We start from the raw sequence: 24,754 nt of genomic DNA, 5'->3' as shown, positions 1-24,754 counted from the left end.
CTCGCGAAGGCGCGCTATCGTTGTGGCCGGACCTGCGGCCGTCAAGTCAAAATGATCCTATTCCTCGTCGCTTCCAGGCGTCGGACGCAGCATGAAGTGACCGAAAGCGGTGGCGATCGGCCTCTCCGGATCGTCCTGCCAGGCCCGCGCCTCGAAAGCGACGATGCGTCGGCCCTGCTTCACGATCGAGACGTCGGCAAACGTGTCGAGCGCGCGACCGGAGCGCAAATAGTTGACGGTGAGGCCGATCGGCTTGGGCGGTGCGGCAGCGCCGAGCTCGCGCGCCACCCCGATGATGGCGGTGGTCTCGAGGAAGGCGCCGGTCATGCCGCCGTGGATCGCCGGCAGGATCGGATTGCCGATGATCTGCGGCGAGAACGGCATCGTCAGCGTGCCGTCATCGTTGATGCGGATGCCGAGCGCCCGCGCGAACGGGCTGCGCGCAAAGGGCCCGTCCGGATCCTCCGGCGCCTCCAGCGTCGGGATGCTGCGCGCATCCATCCGGCGGTCGGCGAGCATGTTGGTGCGGTTGGCGCCGATCATGAAGCAGGCGGTTGCGGTCGCGACCGGATCGTCTTCGGACTCCTGATAGGCCGTGGAGCGCACGAAGGCGATCGAGCGCGTGGTGCGGTAGCAGACCGAATGCGCCTTGATGTCGAGACCGGGCGTCGCCGGCTTCTGGTAGTCGATACGCAGATCGAGGGTTGCGATGGCGCGCGTGCCGTCGAGCGCAAGTTGCACCGCCATGCCGCAGCTCTCGTCCAGCATCGCAGTGACGACGCCGCCGTGCAGCACGCCGGTCTCGGTGTCGCCGACGAAGACCGCACGGTAGGGCAGGCTGGACCAGGCCTCGGCTGGCGCGAAGCGGTCGAGCTGGAGCCCGCTGATGTGGCCATAATCGGAGCGGCGGTCCTTGATGGCCTCGGCGAGTTCCTCGAAGGCAAGCGTGGTCGGTAAGGTGTTCATGGGGACGTTCTAGACCAGTGCCGGGCCGCGCAAAACCCCGAATGGGCCCCGCACGGGGCGGTTTGGTCTCGACAGGGCGGGCCGAAGCGCCGATGGTGGGCGCTTCGTTCGTCGATGAATTGCAAGGAGCGCCCATGGCCGACCCCGAAACGCCCGCCACCAATCAGGGGCCCGTCACCATTTCGAGCTCCAGCTCGGAGCGGGCGCCGATCATCTATTTCGACGGCGCATCCTGCTTCGGCCACCACAACGGCGCGATCCAGATCGAGCTCGCCGCGAACCTGTTGATGCCGGTCGGCGCCGCCGTCAGGGTCGACGTGGTCCAGACCGCGCACTTACGTTGCAGTGTGGCTGCGGCGCTGGCACTGCGCGAAGCCCTCGACAAGGCGCTGGCGATGTATCAGCAGGGTCAGAAGCAGCCGGTGGCGGAGGAGATACCGGCGGTGAAGAACTGAGATCGCAATTGACAGCAAACTTTCTTTGCGCCACCTTTCGCGCAGGTTGATACGACCCGCCGGTTGCACCCTCCGTGGAATGGTGAACGTATCGAGCCCTGATCGGCCCCCTTTGCCCGAGCGACCGGGTCAGCAACGCAACCACCTGACACACCTGGATCGCTCATGCAGAGGACGAACCGATGCGCGATTTTCGCGATGCCAAGGCTATGGCGCACACCCTGCGCGAATCCCTGACCACCAAGGCCGTCACCATCAGCCACAGCGAGAGTCTCGAGCTCGTATCGAGGATGCTGGGTGTTGCTGACTGGAATACGCTCTCAGCGCTGCTTCACGCCGAACGGCGTGACACGGCGGCGCCGGTCGCACAGCCGAAGACCACAACGGCGCTCTATCCCGCTGTTCCGCTCCGCGATCTCGTTCCGTTTCCAAATGCGACATATCCGATGTTTGTGGGCCGAGAGAGCTCCTTCCAGGCCCTGAACCAGGCGTTTGAAGGCGGACGCGAGGTCGTGCTGGCGGTTCAGAGGGAAGCGGGCGTCGATGATCCCCGATTTTCCGACGTCTACGACATCGGTATCGTGGCCCAGCTGCTCGAACTCGAACCGCTCGCAGATGGCACTTTCAGGGTGCTGACGCGGGGACTGCGGCGAGTCGAGCTACGCGGCTTCGCTACCGAGTCGGCCGCCTATTGGGCTGAGGTGGTCGACGTCAGCGAGGGAGTTGCCCGCAATGCAAGGGATCTCATCCAAAGGATCTATCAGCGCTTCCAGGATTACACGGCGGTTCACGGGATTATTGTGCCGGATATCTGGCTGTTCTTTGATCAAACCCGTGATCCCGGACAGATCGCCGATATCGTTGCGACGCGGATGAAGTTGCCGATCAAGGACAAGTATGAGTTGTTGGCAATGCTCGATCCCATGACACGGCTCGAGCGGATCGAAGCATTGCTCGACCTGCCGCAGCGCCCGGTTTCGGCAAATTACGTGGCCACGAAACGACGGGCGCTCGATCATGCTGACCGGCGTCGCCATCAATACGCGACGCTCGAGCATCTGCTGCTCGCCCTGACCGATGATGCGGACGCCTCCGCCGTGATGAGCGCCTGCGACGCCGATCTTGGCAAGCTGAGACAAAGCCTTACGCAGTATCTCGACAATGAGCTCAAGCACATCGTGATCGAAGGCGGAAGCGCCGTGCCTACGCCGGCGTTCGAGCGAGTCGACCAGCGCGCCGTGCTTCACGCGCAGGAGGTGGGCAATCCCGCAGTGACCGGGGTCAATGCGCTCGTTGCTCTCTTTCCGGAGATGCGAAGCCCTGCAGCCCGCATGCTCGCCGATCAGGGCGTGTCGCGCTTTCGCGTAGACAAGGCCATTGTGCGATTGGCGGGCAAAGAGAAAGGCTAACTCACGCCTTCGTCACATGCACCTTCGCGGTCTTCCCGCCGTTCCACTTGCCGTCGAGCGCGCGCTCGATCTGGGCGGCGAGCTGCAGCAGCAGGCCGTCATTGGCCTGCTTGGCGATGGCCTGGATGCCGAGCGGCAGGCCGTGGTCTTGCGCCGCCATCGGCATCGAGATCGCGGGCATGCCGCAGAGATTGGCGAGCGGCGTGAAGGCGAAGAAGCGCCAGAGATTGTCGAACCAGTCGCGCACATCGGGGTTGTCGGAGATGGTGAGATATTCCCTGGTGCCGACCTTCGGCGTCGGCAGCGCCGTGATCGGCGTCAGGATCACGTCCCATTGCTCGAAGAAGCTGCCGAAGCCGCGCGAGGTCGTGTTGAACACGGCTTGCATCTTCGCCCGCTCGGCGAAGCTGGTATGGCGCCCGGCTTCCCAGATGCGGATGTTCATCGGCTCGATCAAGTCCTCCGGCGGCTTTTCCAGCCCGCGCGCGGCGAGCATGTTGGAGATCACCACCGCGAAGTTCGAGATGTAGCAGGTGGTCTGCGCCTCGAAGGCGGCGGGGAGGTCGATCTCCGGCAGCGCGTAGTCGACGTGATGGCCGAGGCCTTCGAGGAAGCGTCCGGTCTTCTCCAGTTCAGTGGCGATCTCGGGCGTCGCGGTGTAGTTGCCCCATGTGTGAGACAGCGCGATGCGAAGCTTTGCCGGGTCGCGCTTGATCATCTCGCAATAAGGCTGCGCCGTGGTCCAGAACGGCATGAACTCGCCGGGCGCAGGCCCGCGCGCATGATCGACGAAGGCGGCAGTGTCGCGCACGCTGCGCGACTGGCAGCCCTGGATCGAGACGAGGCCGGTGAGATCGGACATGTGCGGCGCCAGCGAGAACACGCCGCGCGAGACCTTCAGGCCGATATTGCCGTTGACGCCGGCGGGAATGCGGATCGAGCCGCCGCCATCGGTCGCATGCGCAATCGGCACCACGCCCGCGGCGACCATCGCGGCGCTGCCTGCCGACGAGCCGCAGGTGGTGTAATCGGTATTCCAGGGATTGCGGGTGACATAGACGGCGGGGTTGTCGGCCGACGAGCACACGCCGAATTCCGGTGTCGTGGTGCGTCCGATCAGGTTGAGCCCCGCCTGGCGGAATTTACCGGTGAGGAACGTATCGGCGCTCGCGCGATTGCCGCGCATCAGCAGCGAGCCCATTTCCTGCAGCCGGCCCTTCATGGTCGGCCCGAGGTCCTTCATCAGGAAGGGCAGGCCGGCGAAGGGACCTGCGAGATTGGCGCCGTCCTTGGCGGGATCGGCGATCACGTCCTCGAACAGCTCGACCACGCCCGACAGCGCCGGATTGACCTTGGCAACGCCGGCGGCGGCCTGGCGCGCCAGCTCCTTCGCCGTCAGCTCGCCCTTGCGGACGCGTCCCGCCAGCGCGACGCCATCGTGCTGCGCCCATTCATTCCAGCTCATCGGCAAAGTCATGAAGTCAAAGTCCCCTTAAGGTGCGGCGTCACCTTTTTCGCAAGGGACCGCGTGAATCAACCGAGCCGCCGCGAGGGGCAGGGTTGCATGGGACGGAGGGGTCGCAGAGGAAGGCCGTATCAATCCGACAGTCGTGCGATCACTGCAACCGGTCCGCCACCGGCGGGCCCCTGATGCTCGGCGCCGCCGGAGACATAGACCGCGCCGGTGCCGGCGAGACCTGCAATCAGGCCGCCGACCGCGGCGCGCGCGTGGCGGGTCGAGCTGATGTCGGTGTCCTCCAGCATGGTGTGGCGAAAGCCGCGCACGCTGCCGTCAGGCGAGGCCTCGGCCTTGGCGAAGATGTTGACGAGCGCGCGGCCCGGCTGCGGATTTGCACCAAGCCCGACGCTCTCCAATGCCGCGTTCACCGCCGCCGCATCGATGGCATCCCCCATCACGGCATGCCCGATCTCGAACTTACTCGCTGAAGATACCGAGTTGCCGAGCACGATGACGACGTTGTGCATCAGCTCGATCCCGGACGAGGTCGAGGCGACCTTCGAGAACAGGTCGTAGCGCCGCAGCACATCCTCGTCCCTGATGTTGGAGGCGATCTCGCCGAGCGCGACCGCAACGCCGAGCGCGGAGGCGCCGCGCGAATAGGCCATCGAGCTGTAAGAGCTCGTCGTCGCCGTCGTGTTGCCGCGCGCATGTGCCGCCGCGACGCGGTCGCTGGTCAGCAGCGGGCATTTGATCTGCACGAAATGGACGTCCGCGGGATCGCTGATGCCGGCATCTGCCATCGCAGCCTTCACGGCCCTGGCCGTCTCGGTGATCTGCGCGGAGCGCCCGAGCTCTTCCGGCAGAAAATCCCGCGTGTGCGCCATGCCGATGCTCAGGCGCTTGCCCGAGACGCCTGCCTGGCGCTCGACCTCGCTGCGCGTGAACACCGTAAGATGCGGGCTCAGCACGCCCTCGGTGCCGCCGGACATCACGAAGGCGATGCGCTGCTCGACTGCCTCCGGCGACAGGCCGAGCTTGGGCGCCAGCGCCGTGCATAGCGCGGCCACCGCGTATTCCCGGGTAAAATCATTGACGCCGCCATTGCCTTCGGTCTTGCCGAGAACGGCGAGGATCGCGTGGGGTTCGATCGCGCCGGACCCGATCAAGTCCATCAGGCCGGAGACGTCGCCGGGGCCCGTGGTGGCGATCCTGAAGACGCCGACCGATGTCGTACGCATGATTGGTCCTTGGAATTCGGTGGTCCGGCGAGCCCACCAGCCGTGGAACGGGGGTGATGTCAAGACCGTAGCCCCGACGGAAGTGCGTAGGGCGGATTAGCGAAGCGTAATCCGCCTCTTCTGTCTCCGCGGGGATCAAAGCGGCGGATTACGCCTTCGGCTAATCCGCCCTACAAGATCTTGCGTTGCCCGACGGGCAAAACACCCGATCGACGGGTCAATCCGCATGCGCGAAAATATTCGCCTTTACAGAATTTCCGATTTGTCGCATTCTCCCGCCACCTCATCCCGGTCAGAGGGGCGTATCGCGATCGTCACGAACGTGGGGTGAGCCGTGGTGGACGCTAGTTACACCGGCGCGAAGGGTTTTGCAGGGCGGGCAACCGTGAGCGAAATACCTCGCGCACACGACCGGTGTGATCGGCGTACGGCAAAACCGTGTCGTCCTGACGCCCGGGGTCTGTGCGTCAAGTCTTGCGGTGATGTGGCGGTCCAACCGGACGCGCGCGTCAGCTATCGGCAAGGCGACGGGGGCAATAGTGCAACGCTCCCCGGGGAGAGCTCGGCATAAGCCGTAAAACCACTGCGCAGGGAAGGCCGGTTGTTGGGCTTCACCTGTATGCCGCTGTGCAGCCTCTTGTAGCGCAACCTTCGCACAGTGGACCGTGGGTGCCCGGCCGGCACCCGGTCTTCCCTGCGCCCTCTGACAGAGGGTGTCGTGACCAGGCAAAGCTCGGGCCTATTCCGCCGCGAGGATGCAAAGGCATGTCTGCGCGTTGAATGTGGATTGGAAGCTGGCGATGCGGCCCCTTGTTCCCGTCATTGCGAGGAGCGAAGCGACGAAGCAATCCAGAATCCCTCCGCGGAAAGACTCTGGATTGCTTCGCTTCGCTCGCGATGACGAGGAGGAGAGTGTGCGCGACATATTCCGCTCTCGTGCCCCGAACGCCATCAGCGCGTTTACGCGCGTCTTCGACGCGCTATGGCAGCGTCCCTTCGACGGTGCGCTGCAGAGCCGGGGCCCATCTCGCCGTATTCCCGTGCCGCCTCTGGGTCCCGGCTCTGCACCGCATCGCTGGCGCGCTGCGCTGCGTCCGGGACACGAGAGCGCGGCCTCAAATCGACGAATGTGGCGAGATCGCATCGGTCGGGCAAAAAAATCCTCTGTCGACGATTGCGCGCCGCACCTTGATGAATCAACCTTGGTTGGTCCATAAGCGGCGTCCCGCGGCCGGTGGTTCGCCCCTGCGCCCGCGTGCTAGGATAGAGGGAATCTCGCGTGGCCAACATCAACCAGAAGATTGCGCAGGAGCTTGGGGTTCGCGCCGAGCAGGTCGAGGCGGCGGTGACGCTGCTCGACGGCGGCGCCACGGTTCCCTTCATCGCCCGCTACCGCAAGGAAGCGACCGGTGCGCTCGACGACGCGCAATTGCGCACCCTGGAGGAGCGCCTGGTTTACCTGCGCGAGCTCGAGGACCGTCGCAAGGCCATCCTCGAATCGGTCCGCGAGCAGGGCAAGCTCGATGCCGCGCTCGAGGCCTCGATCATGGCGGCCGACAGCAAGGCCCGCCTCGAGGACATCTATCTGCCGTTCAAGCCGAAGCGCCGCACCAAGGCGGAAATCGCCAAGGAAGCCGGCCTCGAGCCGCTCGCCAATCAGCTCATGGCCGAGCCCGGCAATGATCCGAAGGTCGTGGCGGAAGGCTTCATCAACGCGGAGAAGGGCGTCGCGGACGCGGCTGCTGCACTCGATGGTGCGCGCGCCATCCTGGTCGAGCGTTTCGACGAGGACGCCGACCTGATCGGGAGCTTGCGCGAGGAGATGTGGACCAATGCGCGCATGGCCTCCAAAGTGCGCGACGGCAAGAAGACCGAGGGCGAGAAATTCGCCGACTATTTCGATTTCTCCGAGCCGCTGACGAAACTGCCCTCGCACCGCATCCTCGCGATGTTCCGCGGCGAGAAGGAAGAGATCCTCGATCTCCAGATCCAGGCCGAGGCGGAAGCGCCGCCGCCGGGCGTGCCGAGCGCCTATGAATTGAAGATCATGAAGCGGTTCGGCATTGCCGACCTCAAGCGCGCCGGCGACCGCTGGCTGATCGACACCGTGCGCTGGGCCTGGCGCACCAAGATCCAGGTGCATCTCAATATCGATCTACGCATGCGGCTGTGGAACTCGGCCGAGACCGAGGCCGTGCGCGTGTTCGCCTCGAACCTGCGCGACCTGCTGCTGGCCGCGCCCGCCGGCACCCGCGTCACCATGGGGCTCGATCCCGGCTACCGCACCGGCGTCAAGGTCGCCGTCACCGACGCGACCGGAAAGGTCGTCGATACCGCCGTGATCTATCCGCACGAGCCGCAGCGGCAGTGGAACGAGTCGCTGGCGACCCTCGGCCGGCTCGCGATCAAGCACCGCGTCGAGCTGATCGCGATCGGCAACGGCACCGCCTCGCGCGAGACCGACAAGCTCGCGACCGAGCTGGTCAAGGGGCTGCCCGAGCTGAAGATGAACAAGATCGTGGTGTCGGAAGCCGGCGCATCGGTCTATTCGGCCTCTGCCTTCGCCTCGGAGGAGCTGCCTGGCCTCGACGTCACCCTGCGCGGCGCGGTCTCGATCGCGCGGCGCCTGCAGGACCCGCTCGCCGAGCTCGTCAAGATCGAGCCGAAGGCGATCGGCGTCGGCCAATATCAGCACGACCTCGGCCAGGCCAAGCTCGCCAAATCGCTCGATGCCGTGGTCGAGGATTGCGTGAACGCGGTCGGTGTCGACGTCAACACCGCCTCCGCGCCGCTGCTGGCGCGCGTCTCGGGCGTCGGCTCCGGCCTCGCCCAGAGCATCGTGGCGCATCGCGACGCCAACGGTCCGTTCAAGTCGCGCAAGGCGCTCAAGGACGTGCCGCGGCTCGGGCCGAAGGCGTTCGAGCAGTGCGCGGGCTTCTTGCGCATCCTCGGCGGCGAGGATCCGCTCGATGCCTCCGGCGTGCATCCGGAAGCCTATCCCGTGGTGCGGCGGATTCTCGAAGCGACCAAGAGCGACATCAAGGCGCTGATCGGCAACGGCGACGTCGTGCGCACGCTGAAGCCGAAGGATTTCGTCGACGAGACCTTCGGTCTGCCGACCGTGACCGACATCCTGCGCGAGTTGGAAAAGCCGGGCCGCGATCCGCGCCCGGCGTTCAAGGCGGCGGTGTTCAAGGAGGGCGTCGAGGAGATCAAGGATCTCAAGAAGGGCATGATCCTCGAGGGGACCGTGACCAACGTCGCCGCCTTCGGCGCCTTCGTCGACATCGGCGTGCACCAGGACGGCCTCGTGCACATCTCGGCGATGTCCAAGACCTACATCAAGGACCCGCGCGAGGTGGTGAAGCCCGGCGACATCGTCAAGGTGAAGGTGCTGGACTTCGAGGTCGCCCGCAAGCGCATCTCGCTGACGCTGCGCCTCGACGACGAGGTCGGGCCTAAGAAGGACGCACCGGGCATGCAGCGCGACAACAATCAGCGCAACGCCAACCGCATGACCTCGTCCGCGCCGCGCAAGCAGGAGCCCTCGGGCGGCGGCGCGCTCGCGGAAGCGCTGCGCCGCGCGGCGGAGAAGAACAACGGCAAGCGGGCGTGACCTCTTAACCTCTCCCCGCTCTCTGCGGGGAGAGGTCGGACCTCGCTCCATCCACGTCGTCATTGCGAGCGTAGCGACTTGTCCGCCGAAGCCTTCGGCGAAGGCGGAAGCATTCCAGACTCCCGCCGCGGAAAGACTCTGGATTGCTTCGCTGCGCTCGCAATGACGAGGTGAGAGTAGCGCCCCCTAACACCCGCGTCAGAATCTGGCGCGTTTGTAAGTTGAAGATGCCGGTCCCTTGCTCTCATCTGATCGTCCTCGGGCGGCGCCAAGGCGGCCGCACGGCAAGGAGGACGCTTCGATGAACAACAGGCTTCTCAAAGGCCTCACGGCGAGCGTGATCGCGGCCATGATGGCGGTCGCGTCACCGGCGCTCGCGCGCGGCGGCTTTGGCGGCGGCCATGGCGGTGGCGGCCATTTCGGCGGCGCTGGGCATTTCGGCGGTGGCATGCACGCCGGCGGCTTTGGCGGTATGCGGGCCGGCGGCATGGGCGGTGCACGCTTTGCTCACGTCGGCGGCTTCGGCGGGGCGCGGTTCGCGCATGCGGCGATCGGGCCGCGCTTCGCCGGCGCGGGCTGGCATGGCCATCACGGCTTCCGCCATCACCACCATTTCCGTCGGTTCGCCGTCTTCGGCGCCCCCTATGTCTACGCCGGCTACAACGACGGCTGCTGGCGCAGGAGCTGGACGCCCTATGGATGGCAATGGGTCAATGTGTGCGGAGACTATTGGTACTAGCATCGCCGTGCCGCACCATTGTCGCGATCGCCACCGGGCGGTTCCGTCCAGCCCCGGAACGGGATAGTCTGGTGGCGATTGTCGCGCGGAGTTTTGCATGACCGGAGGTCACCGTCGCATCCTGGTCGTCGAGGACGATCCGGAGACCGCAGGCCAGCTCGTCGAGGAGCTGACGGTTTCGGGCTACGACGTCGACCTCGCCGCCACCGGGCGCGAAGCCCTCAGCCATGGCGCCGCGCGCGACTATGCGGTGATCACCATCGACCGCATGCTGCCCGATATCGACGGCATCAGCGTGATGCGCCAGCTGCGCGACGACGGCGTTGCCGCCCCCTTCCTGATTATCTCCGCGCTCGGCGAAGTCGACGACCGCGTGCGCGGCCTGCGCGCCGGCGGCGACGACTACCTCGTCAAGCCGTTTTCCTTCACCGAATTGCTGGCGCGGCTCGAGGCGCTCGGCCGCCGCAGCGAGACCATCGCCAAGGAGACGCTGCTGCGCGTCGGCGACCTCGCCGTCGACCTGATCGCGCGCAGCGCCTCTCGCCGCGGCCGCAAGATCCCGCTGCTGCCGCGGGAATTCCAGCTGCTCGAATATCTCGTCCGCAACGAGGGCCGCGTCGTCTCCCGCGCGATGCTGCTGCAGCACGTCTGGGACCTGCATTTCGATCCCTCCACCAACATCATCGATGTCTATGTCGGCCGCGTCCGCCGCAAGGTCGACGATGCCCAGGCCTATCCGCTGATCCACACCATCCGCGGCATCGGATATTGCCTCCGTGCTCCTGGTTAAGACGCTTCGCTCCTCGACCTTCCGCCTGGCGCTGATCGCGATCGCAGCGTTCGGAATGATCGTCGCGGCGATCATGGCGTACGTCTATTTCGGCACCTTGGCCTATGTGGAGAGCCGGCTCGGCACGGTCGGCGATCATGACGGCTTCACCGGCATGATCGAGCTCGCGATGGCTGCAGTCGCCGCGCTCCTGCTGGTGCTCGCCGGGCTTGCGGCCGTGCTGGTGACGCGGCGCACCGTGGGGCGGATCGAGCAGATCAATGCCACCAGCCGCGCCATCATGCTCGCAGGCCTCGACCAGCGCATCCCCTTGCGCGGCAGCAACGACGAGTGGGATCGCGTCGCCGAAAACCTCAATCAGATGCTCGACCGCATCGAGACGCTGATGGGCGAGGTCAAGCAGGTCAGCGACAATGTCGCGCACGATTTGCGCACGCCGCTGACGCGGATGCGCGGCCGGCTGGAGAAGGCCTATCACGCCCCGCGCAACAGCGAGACGGACGCCGCGCTGATCGGCGACACCATCGCCGATCTCGATGCCGTGCTCGGCATGTTCGCCTCGATCACGCGGATCTCGGAGATCGAGACCCGCGCCCGCACCGGCGCCTTCCGCGTGCTTGATCTTGCCGAGATCGCCGCCGAGGTGGTCGAGCTCTACGATGCCGCCGCCGAGCAAGTTGCCACGCGCCTCAGTTTCGATGGCGACCGCGAGGTCGCGATCACCGGCGACCGCGACCTCTTGTTCGACGCCATCGCCAATCTCGTCGACAACGCGATCAAGCACGGCCACAAGGGTGGGCAGGTGATCGTGAGCTGCCGCACGACCGATGGCGGTGCGGTGATCTCGATTGCCGACGACGGTCCTGGCATTCCCGCCGAGCAGCGCGATCATGTCTTCAAGCGCTTTTACCGGCTCGAGCAGAGCCGCTACACGCCGGGCAATGGTCTCGGCCTCAGCCTCGTCGCCGCGGTCGCGCGGCTTCATGACGCCGAGATTGCGCTGCATGACAATGCGCCGGGCCTGAAGGTCGAGCTCAGCTTCCCGCCGATTTCGGCGAAGTGAGGCTCGGTGACTCAGAGCTCGATCACGCCGCGGCGTGCCGCATGCGCGACTGCATCGGTGCGACCGGTGGCATCGAGCTTGTCGAGCAACGAGCCGACATGGAATTTCACGGTGTGCACGGAGATGCCGAGCTGCCGCGCGATCATCTTGTTGGAGGCACCCTCGGCCATCAGCGCCAGCACGTCGAGCTCGCGCTGCGTCAGCGCGATGTCCGCAGGGCTGATGCGCGGATCGCGGGCGACAATCGTCGCCGCGGCGGCTTCGCCGGGCGCAGCGAGGCGAAGCCCGACGACATTGCCGAGCAGGGCCGACAGGCGATCGGCGAGGGCGGGATCGTCGATCTCCAGGGCGAGTACGATCTCGGCCGTCTTGTCCTCGCTCACGCCTCCGGCCTCTCGCCGACCGTGACCTTGAAGCTGACCGGCTCGCCGCCGCGGCGCGCGGCGACCTCGACCACCGCGCCGACGCTCGCAGGTCCCAGCGCCTGCGACAGCGCGCGCACGCCCGACAGCTTTTGATCGTTGACCGCCACGATCACGTCGCCCTGTCGGATACCGGCCGCGGCGGAAGGCCCGGCCTTGTCGACATTCATCACCATCGCGCCGATGCCGTCGTCGAGGCGCACCGGCTGCAGCCCGAGGCCGAGATAGCCGCGCGCGATGCGGCCGCGGCTTTCCAACTGCGGCGCGACGCGCTCGATCGTTGCCGTCGGTATGACGAGCACCCGCCGCGGCCCCAGCACGGCCATGCCGAAGGCGTCGCCCGATGCGTCGAGCGCGAGGCCACCCTGCTGACCGCCGCTGAGGCGAACGTCGAGCTCGATCCGCGCATCGATGTCGCCGCCGCGCAAGGAGCGCCAGCTCTTGCCGGACGCCGATACCATTCCGAGCGCGGCGCTCGGCGCCTCGCGGTGCGTGGCGACCACGATCGACAACGTGCCAAACGGTGGGACCGTGGTGGCAAGCTTGGCCGGCGTGACCGCAGCCTCGGTGCGCAGCAGCGCAATGTCGGTCGTGTGGTCGCGCCCGGCGATCGTGGCGGCGGCCCGGCTGCCGTCGGCGAGGCCGATCTCGACCTCGCCCTCGTCGGCCAGTGCCTCGTCGGCGGTGACGATCAGGCCGCTCTTCCAGGCAAAGCCGGTGGCGCGGGAACGATGCGAATGCACGGCAACGACGGACGGCGCGGTGCGCGCCACCAATTCCGCGAGCGCGGACGACAGTGAGGACAGGGGACTAAGATCGGTCATGGCGGGCTCCTGTAAGTTGCCCTCAATCTGGGATGCCGCAGGCGATTGCGAAACTGGCCGGGTGGCCAGGAGCAGAACGAGGACCAGAACAGGGGAGAGCGGCGGACCTCCGTAGGACCACGGCCGACGAACATGTGATTGGGAGCGCCTCACGGGAACGTGTAGCAATCCCGAAATTGCGCCCCGTGGCCTCTAGGATTTCGAGCCCTCATGACAATCGACCTCACCCGCCGCACCCTGCTGCAACTCGCCGGCGCCACCTCGCTCGCGATGGCCGCCGCAGCCGCGGCCCGTGCCGAGGGCACACCGCAGGGCGGCGGCCCAACGTTTGCCAGCCGCACGCCGATGCGGGTCGGCATGGTAACGCTGCGGGTGAAGAACCTCGACAAGGTTGCCGATTACTACCGCGACGTGATCGGCCTCACCGTGATGGAGCGCTCGGCGGCCACAGCCAGGCTCGGCACGTCAGGCCTCACGCTGCTGGTGCTGGAGGCCCGGCCCGATGCGGCGATCGAGCCGCGCAGCGCCGCCGGCCTCTACCACACCGCCTTCCTGATGCCGACGCGCAAGGATCTGGCGCGCTGGCTGGTTCACGCCGCCTCGCACCGCGTGCCGTTGTCGGGCTTTGCCGATCATCTCGTCAGCGAATCCGTCTATCTCGACGATCCCGAAGGCAACGGCATCGAGGTCTATGCCGACCGCGATCCCTCGCAATGGCAGTGGAGCGAGGGCAGCGTGAAGATGGCGACCGACGAGCTCAACATTCCCGACCTGCTGTCGCTGACCAACACGCGCATCCCTGATTACGCCAAGGCGCCGGACGGGATGCGCATCGGCCACATGCATCTGCGCGTCGGCGATCTCGCGCAGGCCGAGAGCTTCTACCACGGCACGGTCGGCCTCGACCCGACCCGCAAGCGCAACGGCGCCGCGTTCCTGTCGTCGGGCCGCTATCACCATCACCTCGGAATGAACGTCTGGCAGAGCCAGGGCGCCGGCCAGCGCGACGAGTCCGCGACCGGCCTTGCCTGGTTCTCGCTGGTGATGGCGAAGCCGGAGCTGCTCGCCGCGCAGGAAGAACGGCTGCGCAAGGGCGGCGCGAAAGTCACGCCGCTCGCGGACGGGGTGGAGGCGGTCGATCCCTGGGGCACGCGGGTGCGTCTGCTCAGGGTTTGATCGCCGGCGCCGGCATTGGTAAGAGCAGTCAGACGCAAACCAATCGACCGGGATCCGCGCCGACAATGTCCGAATTCCACGGTGTCTTTCCGTACCTCGTCTCGCCCGTCGATGCCGATGGCACGGTGCGGACCAACGTGCTGGCAAAACTCTGCGACGACCTGATCGGCGCCGGCGTGCACGGGCTGACGCCGCTCGGCTCGACCGGCGAATTCGCCTATCTCAACGCCGCGCAACGCACGGCGGTCGTGCAGACCACGATTGAGGCCGCGCAAGGCCGCGTGCCTGTTGTCGCCGGCGTCGCCTCCACTTCGACGGCGGATGCGGTGGCGCAAGCGAAAGCCTACCAGAAGTGTGGGGCCGACGGCATCCTGGCGATCCTGGAGGCGTATTTCCCGCTGGCCGATGCGCAGGTCGAATCCTACTTCCGCGCTATCGCCGATGCCGTGGACATTCCCGTCGTCATCTACACCAATCCGCAATTCCAGCGCTCCGATCTCACCCTCGACGTCATCGCGCGCCTCGCCGAGCATCCGCGCATCGGCTACATCAAGGATGCCTCGACCAACACCGGCCGGCTGCTCTCGATCATGAACCGCTGCGGCGACGCCTTGCGCGTGTTCTCCGCGTCCGCCCACATTCCGGCGGCGGTGATGCTGATCGGCGGCCGCGGCTGGATGGCGGGACCTGCCTGCATCATCCCGCGCCAGAGCGTGATGCTCTACGAACTCAGCAAGGCCGGCCGCTGGGACGAGGCGATGGCGCTGCAGCGCCGGCTCTGGCGGATCAACAAAGCCTTCGCCCGCTTCAATCTCGCGGCCTGCATCAAGGCCGGTCTTTCGATCCAGGGCTATGACGTTGGCGAGCCCATCCCGCCGCAGGCACCGCTGACGGCCGAGGCGCGCAAGGTGGTGGAAACGGCGTTGCGCGAGCTGACATAGCTGTTTGCCACGCGGCAATATGCCCCGGCACCCCTGCGGGAGCCAAAAAGGCCCTTACCTGCCCAACCGAGAAACTTCCGTCCGTTTGCGACGTTGCTGCGTCAGCGACCTCTGTCGCCTACGCATGCGCATGTCAGAGCCCGCGTTCAGCACAAGACACGGTGGTCACCAATGAATCGTCGCTACGCGATTGCCGCGGCCGCCTTCGCCGCCCTGCTGCTCGCCGTCACTGCCGCGAAAATCCTGCATGTCCCGATCTCATATGTCCCATGGGCGGCGCCCTCCGCACGTGCCGTCGAGCAGCGCGGCCCGCTGTCGGATGGCGAAAAGGCAACCATCGACATCTTCGAACGCGTATCGCCGTCGGTCGTTCAGGTCGCGGCCAGGTCGGCGGCAAGTCCCCTCATGGGCGAGGAAGGCCAGGGCGGTGGCGGCGCCTCCGGCACGGGATTCGTCTGGGACGGCGAGGGTCACCTGGTGACGAACAATCATGTCATCGCCAATGGCGGCGAGATCGCCGTGCGCTTTGCGTCGGGTGAAGTGGCCCAGGTCGACCTGGTCGGCACGGCGCCCAATTACGATCTCGCGGTGCTGCGCATCCGCAGCGTGCGCCAGCTTCCAGCGCCGATCGCTCTCGGCAGCTCGAGCGACCTGAAGGTCGGGCAATCCGCCTTCGCAATCGGCAATCCCTTCGGGCTGGATCAGTCGATGACCTCCGGTATCATCAGCGCGCTCAAGCGCCGGCTCCCGACCCATGGCGGCCGGGAGATCGCCAATGTCATCCAGACCGATGCCGCGATCAACCCGGGCAATTCAGGCGGCCCGTTGCTGGATTCCGCCGGCCGGCTGATCGGCGTCACCACCGCCATCATATCGCCGTCCGGCTCGAACGCCGGCATCGGCTTTGCGGTGCCGGTCGATGTCGTGAACCGGATCGTGCCCGAGCTGATCCGCAATGGTCGCGTGCCGACGCCCGGCATCGGCATCGTGGCCGCCGGCGAGGATGTCGCGACGCGGCTTGGCGTCGAGGGGTTGATCGTGGTGCGCACGGCCCCCGGCAGTCCTGCCGAGCGGGCAGGCATTCGCGGCGTCAACTTTTCGACGGGCGCGGTCGGAGACATCATCACCGCGGCCGAAGGCAAGCCGGTGCGCCGCCTCTCCGATCTGACCGATGCGCTGGAGCAGGCCGGGGCCGGGACGACCGTTCGGCTCACGGTCAAGCGCGGCTCCGACAGCCGTGATGTCAATGTGGGCATCGTCGATATCGACCGGTCCTAGAGCATGATCCGGAAAAGTGTGAAGCGGTTTTCCGAAAAGACCATGCTCAAACAAAGACCTTAAGCGCGATGACGATTCGTCCAAATCTCATCGCGCTTTAGCCAATCCGCGCCTGCAAGGGGCCTTGATGCGCATTGCAGATGTGCCGGGGCTCGGTTGTCTGGCGCGCAAAATCGGTTAAAACCGCCGCGGTCGTTTTCCGGATCTCGAGGATACAGCGGAATGAACATTCTTCCCGGCAATTTGCGTTTCGGAGCGGGGCAGCCCGTCAAGCGTTTGGAAGATCAGAGGCTACTCACCGGGAAGGGACAGTTCATCGACGACAAGCCTGCGGACGGCGCCTTGTGGTTGCACCTGCTGCGCTCGCCGCACGCCCACGCGAAGATCGTCGCGATCGACACCAGTGCCGCGGCCTCGATGCCCGGCGTCGCCGCGATCTACACCGGCGCGGACCTCATCAAGGACGACATCGGCACCATCCCGACTCTGAACATCTTCAAGCGCCCGGACGGCAAGCCGATGACGGTGCCGCCGCGCCGGCTGCTCGCCCACGAGGTCGTGCGCTATGCCGGCGAGGCCGTGGCCGCGGTGGTGGCATCATCGCGCGTGGAGGCGCAGAGCGCGGCTGAAGCGATCGCGGTCGAATATGACGTGCAGCCCGCGGTGGTCGATCCCGTCGAGGCGGTGAAATCAGGCGCGCCCGTGGTGTGGCCGGAGGCGCCCGACAACATCGTCGGCGCGATGGCTTACGGCGATGCCGCCAAGGTCGACGAGGCTTTTGCCAAGGCGGCGCATACGGTCGAGCTCGATATCGTCAGCCAGCGCCTGGTGCCATCGGCGATGGAGCCGCGCTCGACCATTGCCGAGATCGACAAGAAGTCCGGCCGTCTCTTGCTGCACGTGCAGTCGCAGACGCCGGCCTCGACCCGCGACGTGCTGGCGGAGGCTGTGCTCAAGCGTCCGAAGGACAGCGTCCGCGTGCTGGTCGGCGACATCGGCGGCGGCTTCGGCCAGAAGACCAATCTCTATCCCGAAGACGGCATCGTCGCCTATGCCGCGACCAAGCTGAACAAGAAGATTCGCTGGCGCGGCGATCGCACCGACGAATTCGTCGGCGGCACCCACGGCCGCGATCTGACCTCGACGGCGTCCTTCGCGCTGGACGAGAAGGGCAAGGTGCTGGCCTATCGCGTCAAGTCGATCGGCTGCACCGGGGCCTATTCCTCAGGCGCGGCCAACATCATCCCGCTGGTGCTCGGGCCGTTCGTTCAGACCGGTGTCTATGACCTGCCCCTGGTGCACTTTGAGGTGAAGACGGTGATGACCCACACCGCGCCTGTCGGCGCCTATCGCGGCGCGGGCCGGCCTGAGGCCGTCTTCATCGTCGAGCGCCTGTTCGACGCTGCTGCGCGAAAAATCGGCATGGATCCACGTGCGATCCGCAAAGCCAACTACATCAAGCCGGCGCAGCTGCCCTATACCAATGCGGCCGGCCAGGTCTACGATTCCGGCGCCTTCGCGCACATGCTCGACCGCGCCGTGAAGCTTGCCGACTGGGACGGCTTTGCCGCGCGCAAGAAGGCGGCGAAGAAGAAGGGCCTGCTCTACGGCCGCGGCCTCACCTCCTACATCGAGTGGACCGGCGGCCGCGCCCACACCGAGAAGGTCAGCCTGCACGCGACCTCGCAAGGGCGCGTCGTGCTGCATTCCGGCACCATGGCGATGGGGCAGGGCTTGCAGACCACCTACACCCAGATGATCTCCGACTCGCTCGGTATCCCCCTCGACAAGATCGACGTCGTGCAGGGCGACACTGATCTCGCCATGGGCTTCGGTAGCGTCGGCTCGCGCTCGCTGTTCGTCGGCGGCACCGCGGTCGCGGTATCCTCCAACGATCTGATCCAGAAGGCGCGCGAGAAGGCGGCGAACGTGCTGGAGACCTCGGTCGAGGACATCGAATATCAGGGCGGCTTGCTCACCGTGGTTGGCACCGACCGCCGCATCAGCCTGTTCGATCTCGCCGAGAAGGAGAACGGCGCCAAGCTCAGCGTCGATTCCGAAGGCGAGGTGGATGGACCGAGCTGGCCGAACGGCACGCATATCTGCGAGGTCGAGATCGATCCCGAGACCGGCGTCTCCAAGGTCGTGCGCTACACCACCGTCGACGACGTCGGCGTCGCCGTGAACCCGATGCTGGTCACGGGGCAGATCCATGGCGGCGTAGCGCAGGGCATTGGCCAGGCGCTGTATGAGGGCGTCTCCTACGATGCCGACGGCCAGCTGCTGACCGCGAGCTACCAGGATTATTGCATCCCGCGCGCCGACGACGTGCCGCCGATCGTGGTGACGCTCGACGACACCGCGCGCTGCCGCACCAATCCGCTCGGCGCCAAAGGCTGCGGCGAGTCCGGCGCCATCGGTGGCCCGCCCTGCGTCACCAACGGCGTGATGGACGCGCTCGCCGAGCTCGGAATCACCCAGCTCAACACGCCCCTGACGCCGCAGAAGATCTGGCAGGCGATCCGGGACGCGAAGGCGGGCTAACGGCCACAAGTGCACCGTCATTGCGAGTGTAGCGAAGCAATCCAGTTTATCTCCGCGGAAAGATTCTGGATTGCTTCGTCGCAAGAGCTCCTCGCAATGACAAGGGAGAGATCGTAGCCCTCAAATCCCCAGCATCATCTTCGCGATGATGTCGCGCTGGATCTCCGAGGTGCCGCCGAAGATGGTGTAGGCGCGGCCGTTGAGATATTCCGGCATCACCGTCAGCATCTCCTCAGGCGTCGCCGGCTCGTGGTTGAGCTTGTAGAGCGGGCGCATCGGCTCGACGGCGAGGGCGTCGTGGCCGATCACGTCGGCCCCGAGCCGCGTGACGGCCTGGCGGATCTCGCTGTTGCGCAGCTTCAGGATCGACGACACCGCACCGGGATTCTGGCCGGTCTGGAGTGCCGAGAGCACGCGCAGCTCCGTCATCTCCAGCGCGTCGATATCGACCTCCACCTCCGAGATCCGCGTTGCGATGTCGGGGCTGTCGATCGCCCGCCCCGTGAGGTCGGACTCGGCGAGATCCGCGATCGCCTTCAAGCCTTCGCGCAGCTTGGCCGAGGCGATGCCCGCGCCGCGCTCGAACTCGAGCAGGTATTTGCCATAGGTCCAGCCCTTGCCTTCCTCGCCGACCCGGTTGGCGACCGGCACGCGGACGTCGTCGAAGAACACCTGGTTGACCTCGTGGTCGCCGCCGATGGTCAGGATCGGGCGCGTGGTGATGCCCGGCGTCTTCATGTCGATCAGGATGAAGCTGATGCCGTCCTGCTGCCGCGGCCCGTCGCTGGTGCGCACCAGCGCGAACATGCGGTTGGCGTGATGGGCGTGCGTGGTCCAGATCTTGGTGCCGTTGATGATGTAATCGTCGCCGTCGCGCACCGCGCGGGTCTTGAGCGACGAGAGATCGGAGCCGGACCCCGGCTCGGAATAGCCCTGACACCAATAATCCTCGCCGGAGAGAATCCGCGGCAGGTAGAAATTCTTCTGCTCCGGCGAGCCGAAGCCGATGATGACGGGCCCGACCATCTTGACGCCCATCACGTTGACATTGGGCACGCCGGCGCGGGCGCATTCGGTCTCGAAGATCCAGCGCTGCGCCGGCGTCCAATCGGGGCCGCCATATTCGACCGGCCAGCCCGGCGCGCCCCAGCCTTGGGCGTGCAGCGCGCGCTGCCAGGCCATGCCGATATCAGGATCGGAGAACACCGATGGCGTCAGCGCGGTCGCGCGCTTCATCTCCTCGGTGAGGTTCTTGGCGATGAATCCGCGTACCTCGTCCTGGAAGGCGCGCTCCTCGGCATTGAACGACAGGTCCATGATGCGCTCCTTGTTAAGCCGAGATGGCTCTGCGGCCCAGCGCGGCGTGGCGGGCATAGTGATGCGCGGTGCCGCCGAACAGCGTGTCGAAGGCGACGAGCCGCTTGAAATAGGCGCCGACCTCGAGCTCCTCGGTGACGCCCATGCCGCCATGGAGCTGGATCGACTGCTCGCCGACGAAGCGCGCGCATTTGCCGATCTTCGCCTTCGCGCCCGACGCGGCCCGCGCGCGTTCAACCGGCGCGCTATCGGCCTTCAACGCCGCCCGCAGCGCCATCGAGCGCGCCTCGTCGATCTGCATCGCCATGTCGGCGAGGCGGTGGCGGATCACCTGGTTGGCGGAGAGCGGCCGGCCGAATTGTTTTCGGATCTTGGTGTAGTCGAGCGTGGTGTCGAGCAGCGTCTGCATGATGCCGACAGCTTCGGCGCCGAGCGCGGCCATGGCGCGATCGATCGCCCATTCGATCGCGGGCAGGGCGTCGCTGCCGTCGCCGAGCAGGGCGTCTTCCGGCAGATGCGCCTCGAGCAGCTCGATGTTGCAGGCTCGTCCGCCGCCGAGGCGCGGATAATCGCTGATGACGAGACCTGACGTCGTCGCCTGCACGAGGAACAGGCCGATCCGCCCCTGGGGTCCCCAATGATCGTGGATATGGGCGGAGACGATGATCTCGTCGGCGGCATGTCCGTCGAGCACGGCGATCTTGCTGCCGGACAGGCGCCAGCCTTGCGCCGTCTTGTTCGCGCTGGTCGAGACCCTGGCAAGATCGAACCGGGCCGCGCGCTCCGAATGCGCCAAGGCAAGCTTCAGCGATCCGTCCGCCACCTTGGGCAGGCTCGCCTGCTTCTGCTCGCTGGTGCCGCATCTGGCGATCAGCGCGGCCCCGAGCACGACCGTTGCGACATAGGGCTCCGACACCAGACCGCGGCCGAAAGCCTCCATCAGGATGCCGATATCGACCGCGTTGCCGCCGAGCCCGCCATACTCTTCGGGAAGTGGCAGTGCCAGCCAGCCGAGCTCGGCGAATTGCTTCCAAACGGCCGGGCTGAAGCCGAGCGGATCATTCGCCATCTTGCGGCGATGATCGGCGTCATAGCTTTCGACTACAAAGCGTTCCGCGCTTTCGCGCAGCAACTTTTGCTCGTCACTGAGATTGAGATCCATCGCGTCTACTCCGCGGCGGCCGGCGGCTTGCGCACGGAGGGATGCAGGCCGGATGGATCGACGATCATGCCGAACTCCTGGAGATTGTGCGCGTGACAGAGCTGATGCAACGCAAAAGCCTGGTCGATCGCGGCCGGTTGGCCCATGACGTCGACCGAGCGGTTGACCGCCTCCTTGGTCAGCTTCAGCGCGAAGGACGGCTTTGTCGCGATCCTTCGTGCCAGCTCCAGCACGCGCGACGACAGCTCGGCGCGCGGCACGATTTGGTTGACCATGCCGAGCTGGTGCGCCTCCTCGGCGCTCCAGCTGTCGGCGGTGAACAGGAACTCCTTGGCCTTGCGCGCACCCAGCTCCCAGGGATGCACGAACCATTCGACGCCGCAGACGCCCATGGTGACGACGGGATCGCAGAACTGCGCATCGTCGCTGGCGACGATGAGATCGCAGGCCCAGGCCAGCATCAGACCGCCGGCGATGCACTTGCCGTGCACCTCGGCAATGGTGGGCTTCGCAAGGTTGCGCCAGCGCCGCGTGATCTGGAGATAAATTTCCTGCTCGCGGGCGAAGCGGCCATGGGCGTTCGGCTCGGCAAAGCCACCCCAATTTCCAATCGGCGGAAAATCGACCCCTGCGGTATTCTTGTCTCCGGGACGCAGGTCGTGGCCGGAGGAGAAGTGCGGCCCGTTGCCGGCGAGAATGATCACCTTGACTGCGTCGTCCTGCACCGCCGCATCGAACGCGGCGTTGAGGTCGTAGGTCATTTGCAGGTTCTGCGCGTTGCGCGCCTCGGGCCGGTTCATCACGACACGGACGATCGCCGGCTCCGGCCGTTCCACGAGGATGGTCTCGAACGAGGACATCGCGTTCCCCCTGGCGTTTCCGCTTTTGTTTTGCGGAGTTGACTATGTCGGCCCGTGCGAGGCAAGAGGCTTGCGTCAGCCGGCTGCTTTTCTCGGGCGCGCAATCTGGTAGTTTGCGATGGATTCCACCGGGAGAAATTTAATGCGCAAGATCCTGACCGTGCTGGCCGCCCTGGCCTCGCTGAGCTTGACCAATTGCGGCTACAACGCGATCCAGAGCGAGGATGAGCAGATCAAGGCCAATTGGTCCGAGGTCGTGAACCAGTATCAGCGCCGCGCCGATCTCGTGCCCAACCTCGTCAACTCGGTGAAGGGCTTTGCCCAGCAGGAGAAGGACGTGCTGCTCGGCGTCACCAATGCCCGCGCCAAGGTCGGCAGCATCCAGGCGACGCCCGAGGTGCTGAACGATCCCGCCGCGTTCCAGAAATTCCAGGCCGCCCAGGGCGAGCTCTCCAACGCGCTGTCGCGCCTCCTGGTCGTCACCGAGAACTATCCGCAGCTGAAGTCCGATGCCTTGTTCAAGGATTTGATGTCGCAGCTCGAGGGCACCGAGAACCGTATCACGGTCGCGCGCAACCGCTACATCAAGGCGGTGCAGGACTATAACGTCACCATCCGCTCGTTCCCGACCAACCTCACCGCGATGGCGTTCGGCTACAAGGAAAAGCCGAACTTCACGGTCGAGAACGAGAAGGCGATCTCGACCGCGCCCAAGGTGGACTTCAATCCGGCACCGGCGCCGTCGAAATAAGCGCGTTCGGTCCCGATGCGCGTCCCACCCACCACTGTCATTCCCCGCGAAGGCGGGGAATCCAGTACGCCGCGGCCTCTCCGCATCCCGCCGGCGTCTCTGGAATACTGGATCGCCCGGTCCAGCCGCGCGATGACAGCGAGGGTGTGGTGCGCGGTCCTCGCCATCGCACTCCTCCTCACCTTTGCCTTCCCCACCCACGCCGACGTCGCCGTCCCCCAGCTCACCGGCCGCGTCGTCGATCAGACCGGCACGCTCTCAAGCAGCGACATCGCCACGCTCACGCAAAAGCTGCGCGATTTCGAGAACCGCAAGGGCAGCCAGATCGCCGTCCTGATCGTCCCGACCACGCAGCCGGAGACGATCGAGCAATTCTCGATCCGGGTCGCGGAGGCCTGGAAGATCGGTCGCAAGAAGGTCGACGACGGCGCGATCCTCGTCGTCGCCAAGAACGACCGGCATTTGCGCATCGAGGTCGGCTACGGTCTCGAAGGCGTGCTCACCGACGTCACCTCGCGGCGCATCATCGACGAGGATATCACCCCCAAGTTCAGGAGCGGCGATTTCGCCGCGGGCATCAGCGCAGGCGTCGACCGCATGATGCGGGTGATCGACGGCGAGCCGCTGCCGTCACCCTCGCGCAGCGTCAACTTCGCCCACAATCTGGACGACCTCGCGCCGGTGTTCGCGGTGGCGCTGTTCGCCTCGATCGGCGTCGGCGGGTTTTTCCGCGCGATCCTGGGGCGGCTGCTCGGATCATTGGTGACCGGGGGCATCATTGCAGCGGTGACCTGGGTCATCCTCGGCTCCGCTGCTCTCGCCGCGGCCGTCGGCGTGCTCGGCTTCATCATCGGATTTATCGCCGATCTGTTTTCGGCGATCACGCCGGGTACAGGTCGCTCGCGCGGCGGCTCGTGGTCGAGCGGTTCCTCGGGTGGCTGGAGCAGCGGATCTTCCAGCAGCAGCGACAGCGGCGGCTTCAGCGGCGGTGGCGGCAGTTTTGGCGGCGGCGGTGCCTCGGGGAGCTGGTAGGACATGAGCATCAAGCGCATTGCCCGACATCTCGTCCAGCATCATTGGCGGGCGAAGCAGATTTTCCCGCAAGCCGTGCTCGACCGCATCGAGCAGGCGATCCAGCGCGGCGAAGCCACCCATTCCGGCCAGGTCCGCTTCGTCGTCGAAGGGGCGCTCGACGGCCGTCCGCTGTTCCGCAACCAGCCGGCCCGCGCGCGCGCGCTCGACGTGTTCTCGCATCTGCGCATCTGGGACACCGCGCACAACAGCGGCGTCCTGATCTATCTCCTGCTCGCCGACCGCGACGTCGAGATCATCGCCGATCGCGGCATCGATGCGAAGGTTGGCGCGGAAGGTTGGGAGACGATCTGCCGCGCGATGGAGGCCGAGTTCAGGTCGGGCCGGTTCGAACATGGCGTCATCAATGGCATCGAGGCAGTGTCGCGCGAGCTGGCAAGGCATTTCCCGCCGCAAGGGCCGCATGCGAACGAACTGCCGGATGCTCCGGTCGTGATGTGACGGAGTGTGATGTGAGAGGCGGGAGTCACTCCACATCCGTCATTGCGAGCGTAGCGAAGCAATCCAGGCTGCCGCCGCGGAGGAATTCTGGATTGCTTCGCTGCGCTCGCAATGACGCTGGAGGAGCAGCGCGCTCAACGCTCTCCGTCATCCTGAGGGCGCGAGCGTAGCGAGCCTCGAAGGATGAGCGACCCAGCGCCCATTCCGC

21 protein-coding genes are annotated in these 24,754 nt (G+C 66.1%); 13 read left to right on the top strand and 8 right to left on the bottom strand.

Annotated features, from left to right (window positions below):
* Positions 1-57: 57 nt before the first annotated feature.
* Positions 58-966: a PaaI family thioesterase gene (locus tag DCG74_RS00945; protein ID WP_172788451.1), complete on the bottom strand. Its 909-nt coding sequence runs from the start codon at positions 964-966 to the stop codon at positions 58-60.
* A gap of 134 nt (positions 967-1,100) precedes the next feature.
* Here DCG74_RS00945 and DCG74_RS00940 point away from each other — a divergent pair, with 134 nt between their 5' ends.
* On the top strand, positions 1,101-1,421 hold the full coding sequence (locus tag DCG74_RS00940) for a hypothetical protein (protein ID WP_172788450.1): 321 nt from the start codon (positions 1,101-1,103) through the stop codon (positions 1,419-1,421).
* Positions 1,422-1,603: 182 nt separating this feature from the next.
* Positions 1,604-2,830 (top strand): LON peptidase substrate-binding domain-containing protein, encoded by a 1,227-nt coding sequence (locus tag DCG74_RS00935; protein ID WP_172788449.1) that lies wholly within the window; start codon positions 1,604-1,606, stop codon positions 2,828-2,830.
* Between the two features lies 1 nt (position 2,831).
* On the opposite strand, the gene DCG74_RS00930 is transcribed toward DCG74_RS00935, so the two are convergent.
* On the bottom strand, positions 2,832-4,307 hold the full coding sequence (locus tag DCG74_RS00930; RefSeq protein ID WP_172788448.1) for an amidase: 1,476 nt from the start codon (positions 4,305-4,307) through the stop codon (positions 2,832-2,834).
* Between the two features lie 119 nt (positions 4,308-4,426).
* Positions 4,427-5,530, bottom strand: coding sequence for a ring-opening amidohydrolase (locus DCG74_RS00925; protein WP_172788447.1), 1,104 nt, complete (start codon positions 5,528-5,530; stop codon positions 4,427-4,429).
* Positions 5,531-6,809: 1,279 nt separating this feature from the next.
* Between DCG74_RS00925 and DCG74_RS00920 the strand changes: the two genes are divergently transcribed.
* From DCG74_RS00920 to DCG74_RS00905, 4 genes are all read left to right on the top strand, one after another.
* A complete protein-coding gene (locus tag DCG74_RS00920; RefSeq protein WP_172788446.1) occupies positions 6,810-9,146 on the top strand; it encodes a Tex family protein in 2,337 nt (778 codons plus the stop codon).
* 301 nt (positions 9,147-9,447) lie between these two features.
* Positions 9,448-9,885 (top strand): hypothetical protein, encoded by a 438-nt coding sequence (locus DCG74_RS00915; protein ID WP_172788445.1) that lies wholly within the window; start codon positions 9,448-9,450, stop codon positions 9,883-9,885.
* A 97-nt stretch (positions 9,886-9,982) separates the two neighbouring features.
* Positions 9,983-10,675 (top strand): response regulator transcription factor, encoded by a 693-nt coding sequence (locus DCG74_RS00910; RefSeq protein ID WP_172788444.1) that lies wholly within the window; start codon positions 9,983-9,985, stop codon positions 10,673-10,675.
* On the top strand, positions 10,662-11,738 hold the full coding sequence (locus DCG74_RS00905; RefSeq protein WP_172788443.1) for a HAMP domain-containing sensor histidine kinase: 1,077 nt from the start codon (positions 10,662-10,664) through the stop codon (positions 11,736-11,738). Before DCG74_RS00910 ends, DCG74_RS00905 begins: the two co-directional genes overlap by 14 nt.
* 11 nt (positions 11,739-11,749) lie before the next feature.
* Here the strand turns inward: DCG74_RS00905 and DCG74_RS00900 are convergent, their stop codons facing one another.
* Both DCG74_RS00900 and DCG74_RS00895 read right to left on the bottom strand, forming a co-directional pair.
* The gene (locus DCG74_RS00900; protein ID WP_172788442.1) at positions 11,750-12,121 is read right to left on the bottom strand and encodes a response regulator transcription factor; all 372 of its coding nucleotides are present in this window, start codon (positions 12,119-12,121) and stop codon (positions 11,750-11,752) included.
* The gene (locus DCG74_RS00895; protein ID WP_172788441.1) at positions 12,118-12,984 is read right to left on the bottom strand and encodes a S1C family serine protease; all 867 of its coding nucleotides are present in this window, start codon (positions 12,982-12,984) and stop codon (positions 12,118-12,120) included. Before DCG74_RS00895 ends, DCG74_RS00900 begins: the two co-directional genes overlap by 4 nt.
* A gap of 210 nt (positions 12,985-13,194) precedes the next feature.
* Between DCG74_RS00895 and DCG74_RS00890 the strand changes: the two genes are divergently transcribed.
* The 4 genes from DCG74_RS00890 to DCG74_RS00875 all read left to right on the top strand — a co-directional run bounded on the left by DCG74_RS00890 (position 13,195) and on the right by DCG74_RS00875 (position 18,923).
* Positions 13,195-14,160: a VOC family protein gene (locus tag DCG74_RS00890; RefSeq protein ID WP_172788440.1), complete on the top strand. Its 966-nt coding sequence runs from the start codon at positions 13,195-13,197 to the stop codon at positions 14,158-14,160.
* Positions 14,161-14,225: 65 nt separating this feature from the next.
* Positions 14,226-15,101, top strand: coding sequence for a dihydrodipicolinate synthase family protein (locus tag DCG74_RS00885; protein ID WP_172788439.1), 876 nt, complete (start codon positions 14,226-14,228; stop codon positions 15,099-15,101).
* A gap of 171 nt (positions 15,102-15,272) precedes the next feature.
* Positions 15,273-16,379 (top strand): S1C family serine protease, encoded by a 1,107-nt coding sequence (locus tag DCG74_RS00880; RefSeq protein ID WP_172788438.1) that lies wholly within the window; start codon positions 15,273-15,275, stop codon positions 16,377-16,379.
* Between the two features lie 222 nt (positions 16,380-16,601).
* A complete protein-coding gene (locus tag DCG74_RS00875) occupies positions 16,602-18,923 on the top strand; it encodes a xanthine dehydrogenase family protein molybdopterin-binding subunit (RefSeq protein ID WP_172788437.1) in 2,322 nt (773 codons plus the stop codon).
* Between the two features lie 120 nt (positions 18,924-19,043).
* On the opposite strand, the gene DCG74_RS00870 is transcribed toward DCG74_RS00875, so the two are convergent.
* From DCG74_RS00870 to DCG74_RS00860, 3 genes are read right to left on the bottom strand one after another with little or no spacing between them, the layout of a single operon-like run.
* On the bottom strand, positions 19,044-20,240 hold the full coding sequence (locus DCG74_RS00870) for an acyl-CoA dehydrogenase family protein (RefSeq protein WP_172788436.1): 1,197 nt from the start codon (positions 20,238-20,240) through the stop codon (positions 19,044-19,046).
* 13 nt (positions 20,241-20,253) lie between these two features.
* Entirely contained in the window at positions 20,254-21,402 is a 1,149-nt protein-coding gene (locus tag DCG74_RS00865) for an acyl-CoA dehydrogenase family protein (protein WP_172788435.1), read from the bottom strand.
* 5 nt (positions 21,403-21,407) lie between these two features.
* Positions 21,408-22,262 (bottom strand): enoyl-CoA hydratase, encoded by an 855-nt coding sequence (locus tag DCG74_RS00860; RefSeq protein WP_172788434.1) that lies wholly within the window; start codon positions 22,260-22,262, stop codon positions 21,408-21,410.
* Positions 22,263-22,404: 142 nt separating this feature from the next.
* On the opposite strand from DCG74_RS00860, the gene DCG74_RS00855 reads away from it, so the two are divergent.
* The 3 genes from DCG74_RS00855 (at position 22,405) to DCG74_RS00845 (ending at position 24,546) form a co-directional block, all read left to right on the top strand.
* Positions 22,405-23,013, top strand: coding sequence for a LemA family protein (locus DCG74_RS00855; RefSeq protein WP_172788433.1), 609 nt, complete (start codon positions 22,405-22,407; stop codon positions 23,011-23,013).
* A 132-nt stretch (positions 23,014-23,145) separates the two neighbouring features.
* Complete coding sequence (locus DCG74_RS00850) at positions 23,146-24,045, top strand: YgcG family protein (RefSeq protein ID WP_172788432.1); 900 nt, start codon at positions 23,146-23,148, stop codon at positions 24,043-24,045.
* 3 nt (positions 24,046-24,048) lie between these two features.
* Complete coding sequence (locus DCG74_RS00845) at positions 24,049-24,546, top strand: TPM domain-containing protein (protein WP_172788431.1); 498 nt, start codon at positions 24,049-24,051, stop codon at positions 24,544-24,546.
* Positions 24,547-24,754: the final 208 nt, after the last annotated feature.

Source organism: Bradyrhizobium sp. WBAH42 (assembly GCF_024585265.1).
Taxonomy (GTDB): domain Bacteria; phylum Pseudomonadota; class Alphaproteobacteria; order Rhizobiales; family Xanthobacteraceae; genus Bradyrhizobium.
The sequence above is the reverse complement of the archived record's forward strand: the minus strand, read 5'-3'. Positions and strand labels throughout refer to the sequence as shown.

Bases quoted from the DNA above. Each gene is read 5' to 3' on its own strand.
- DCG74_RS00845 (WP_172788431.1), top strand. From the start codon at position 24,049: ATGAGCATCAAGCGCATTGCCCGACATCTCGTCCAGCATCATTGGCGG.
- DCG74_RS00885 (WP_172788439.1), top strand. From the start codon at position 14,226: ATGTCCGAATTCCACGGTGTCTTTCCGTACCTCGTCTCGCCCGTCGAT.
- DCG74_RS00925 (WP_172788447.1), bottom strand. From the start codon at position 5,530: ATGCGTACGACATCGGTCGGCGTCTTCAGGATCGCCACCACGGGCCCC.
- DCG74_RS00880 (WP_172788438.1), top strand. From the start codon at position 15,273: ATGAATCGTCGCTACGCGATTGCCGCGGCCGCCTTCGCCGCCCTGCTG.
- DCG74_RS00910 (WP_172788444.1), top strand. From the start codon at position 9,983: ATGACCGGAGGTCACCGTCGCATCCTGGTCGTCGAGGACGATCCGGAG.
- DCG74_RS00860 (WP_172788434.1), bottom strand. From the start codon at position 22,262: ATGTCCTCGTTCGAGACCATCCTCGTGGAACGGCCGGAGCCGGCGATC.
- DCG74_RS00915 (WP_172788445.1), top strand. From the start codon at position 9,448: ATGAACAACAGGCTTCTCAAAGGCCTCACGGCGAGCGTGATCGCGGCC.
- DCG74_RS00940 (WP_172788450.1), top strand. From the start codon at position 1,101: ATGGCCGACCCCGAAACGCCCGCCACCAATCAGGGGCCCGTCACCATT.
- DCG74_RS00945 (WP_172788451.1), bottom strand. From the start codon at position 966: ATGAACACCTTACCGACCACGCTTGCCTTCGAGGAACTCGCCGAGGCC.
- DCG74_RS00850 (WP_172788432.1), top strand. From the start codon at position 23,146: ATGACAGCGAGGGTGTGGTGCGCGGTCCTCGCCATCGCACTCCTCCTC.
- DCG74_RS00870 (WP_172788436.1), bottom strand. From the start codon at position 20,240: ATGGACCTGTCGTTCAATGCCGAGGAGCGCGCCTTCCAGGACGAGGTA.
- DCG74_RS00895 (WP_172788441.1), bottom strand. From the start codon at position 12,984: ATGACCGATCTTAGTCCCCTGTCCTCACTGTCGTCCGCGCTCGCGGAA.
- DCG74_RS00930 (WP_172788448.1), bottom strand. From the start codon at position 4,307: ATGACTTTGCCGATGAGCTGGAATGAATGGGCGCAGCACGATGGCGTC.
- DCG74_RS00865 (WP_172788435.1), bottom strand. From the start codon at position 21,402: ATGGATCTCAATCTCAGTGACGAGCAAAAGTTGCTGCGCGAAAGCGCG.
- DCG74_RS00855 (WP_172788433.1), top strand. From the start codon at position 22,405: ATGCGCAAGATCCTGACCGTGCTGGCCGCCCTGGCCTCGCTGAGCTTG.
- DCG74_RS00935 (WP_172788449.1), top strand. From the start codon at position 1,604: ATGCGCGATTTTCGCGATGCCAAGGCTATGGCGCACACCCTGCGCGAA.
- DCG74_RS00875 (WP_172788437.1), top strand. From the start codon at position 16,602: ATGAACATTCTTCCCGGCAATTTGCGTTTCGGAGCGGGGCAGCCCGTC.
- DCG74_RS00890 (WP_172788440.1), top strand. From the start codon at position 13,195: ATGACAATCGACCTCACCCGCCGCACCCTGCTGCAACTCGCCGGCGCC.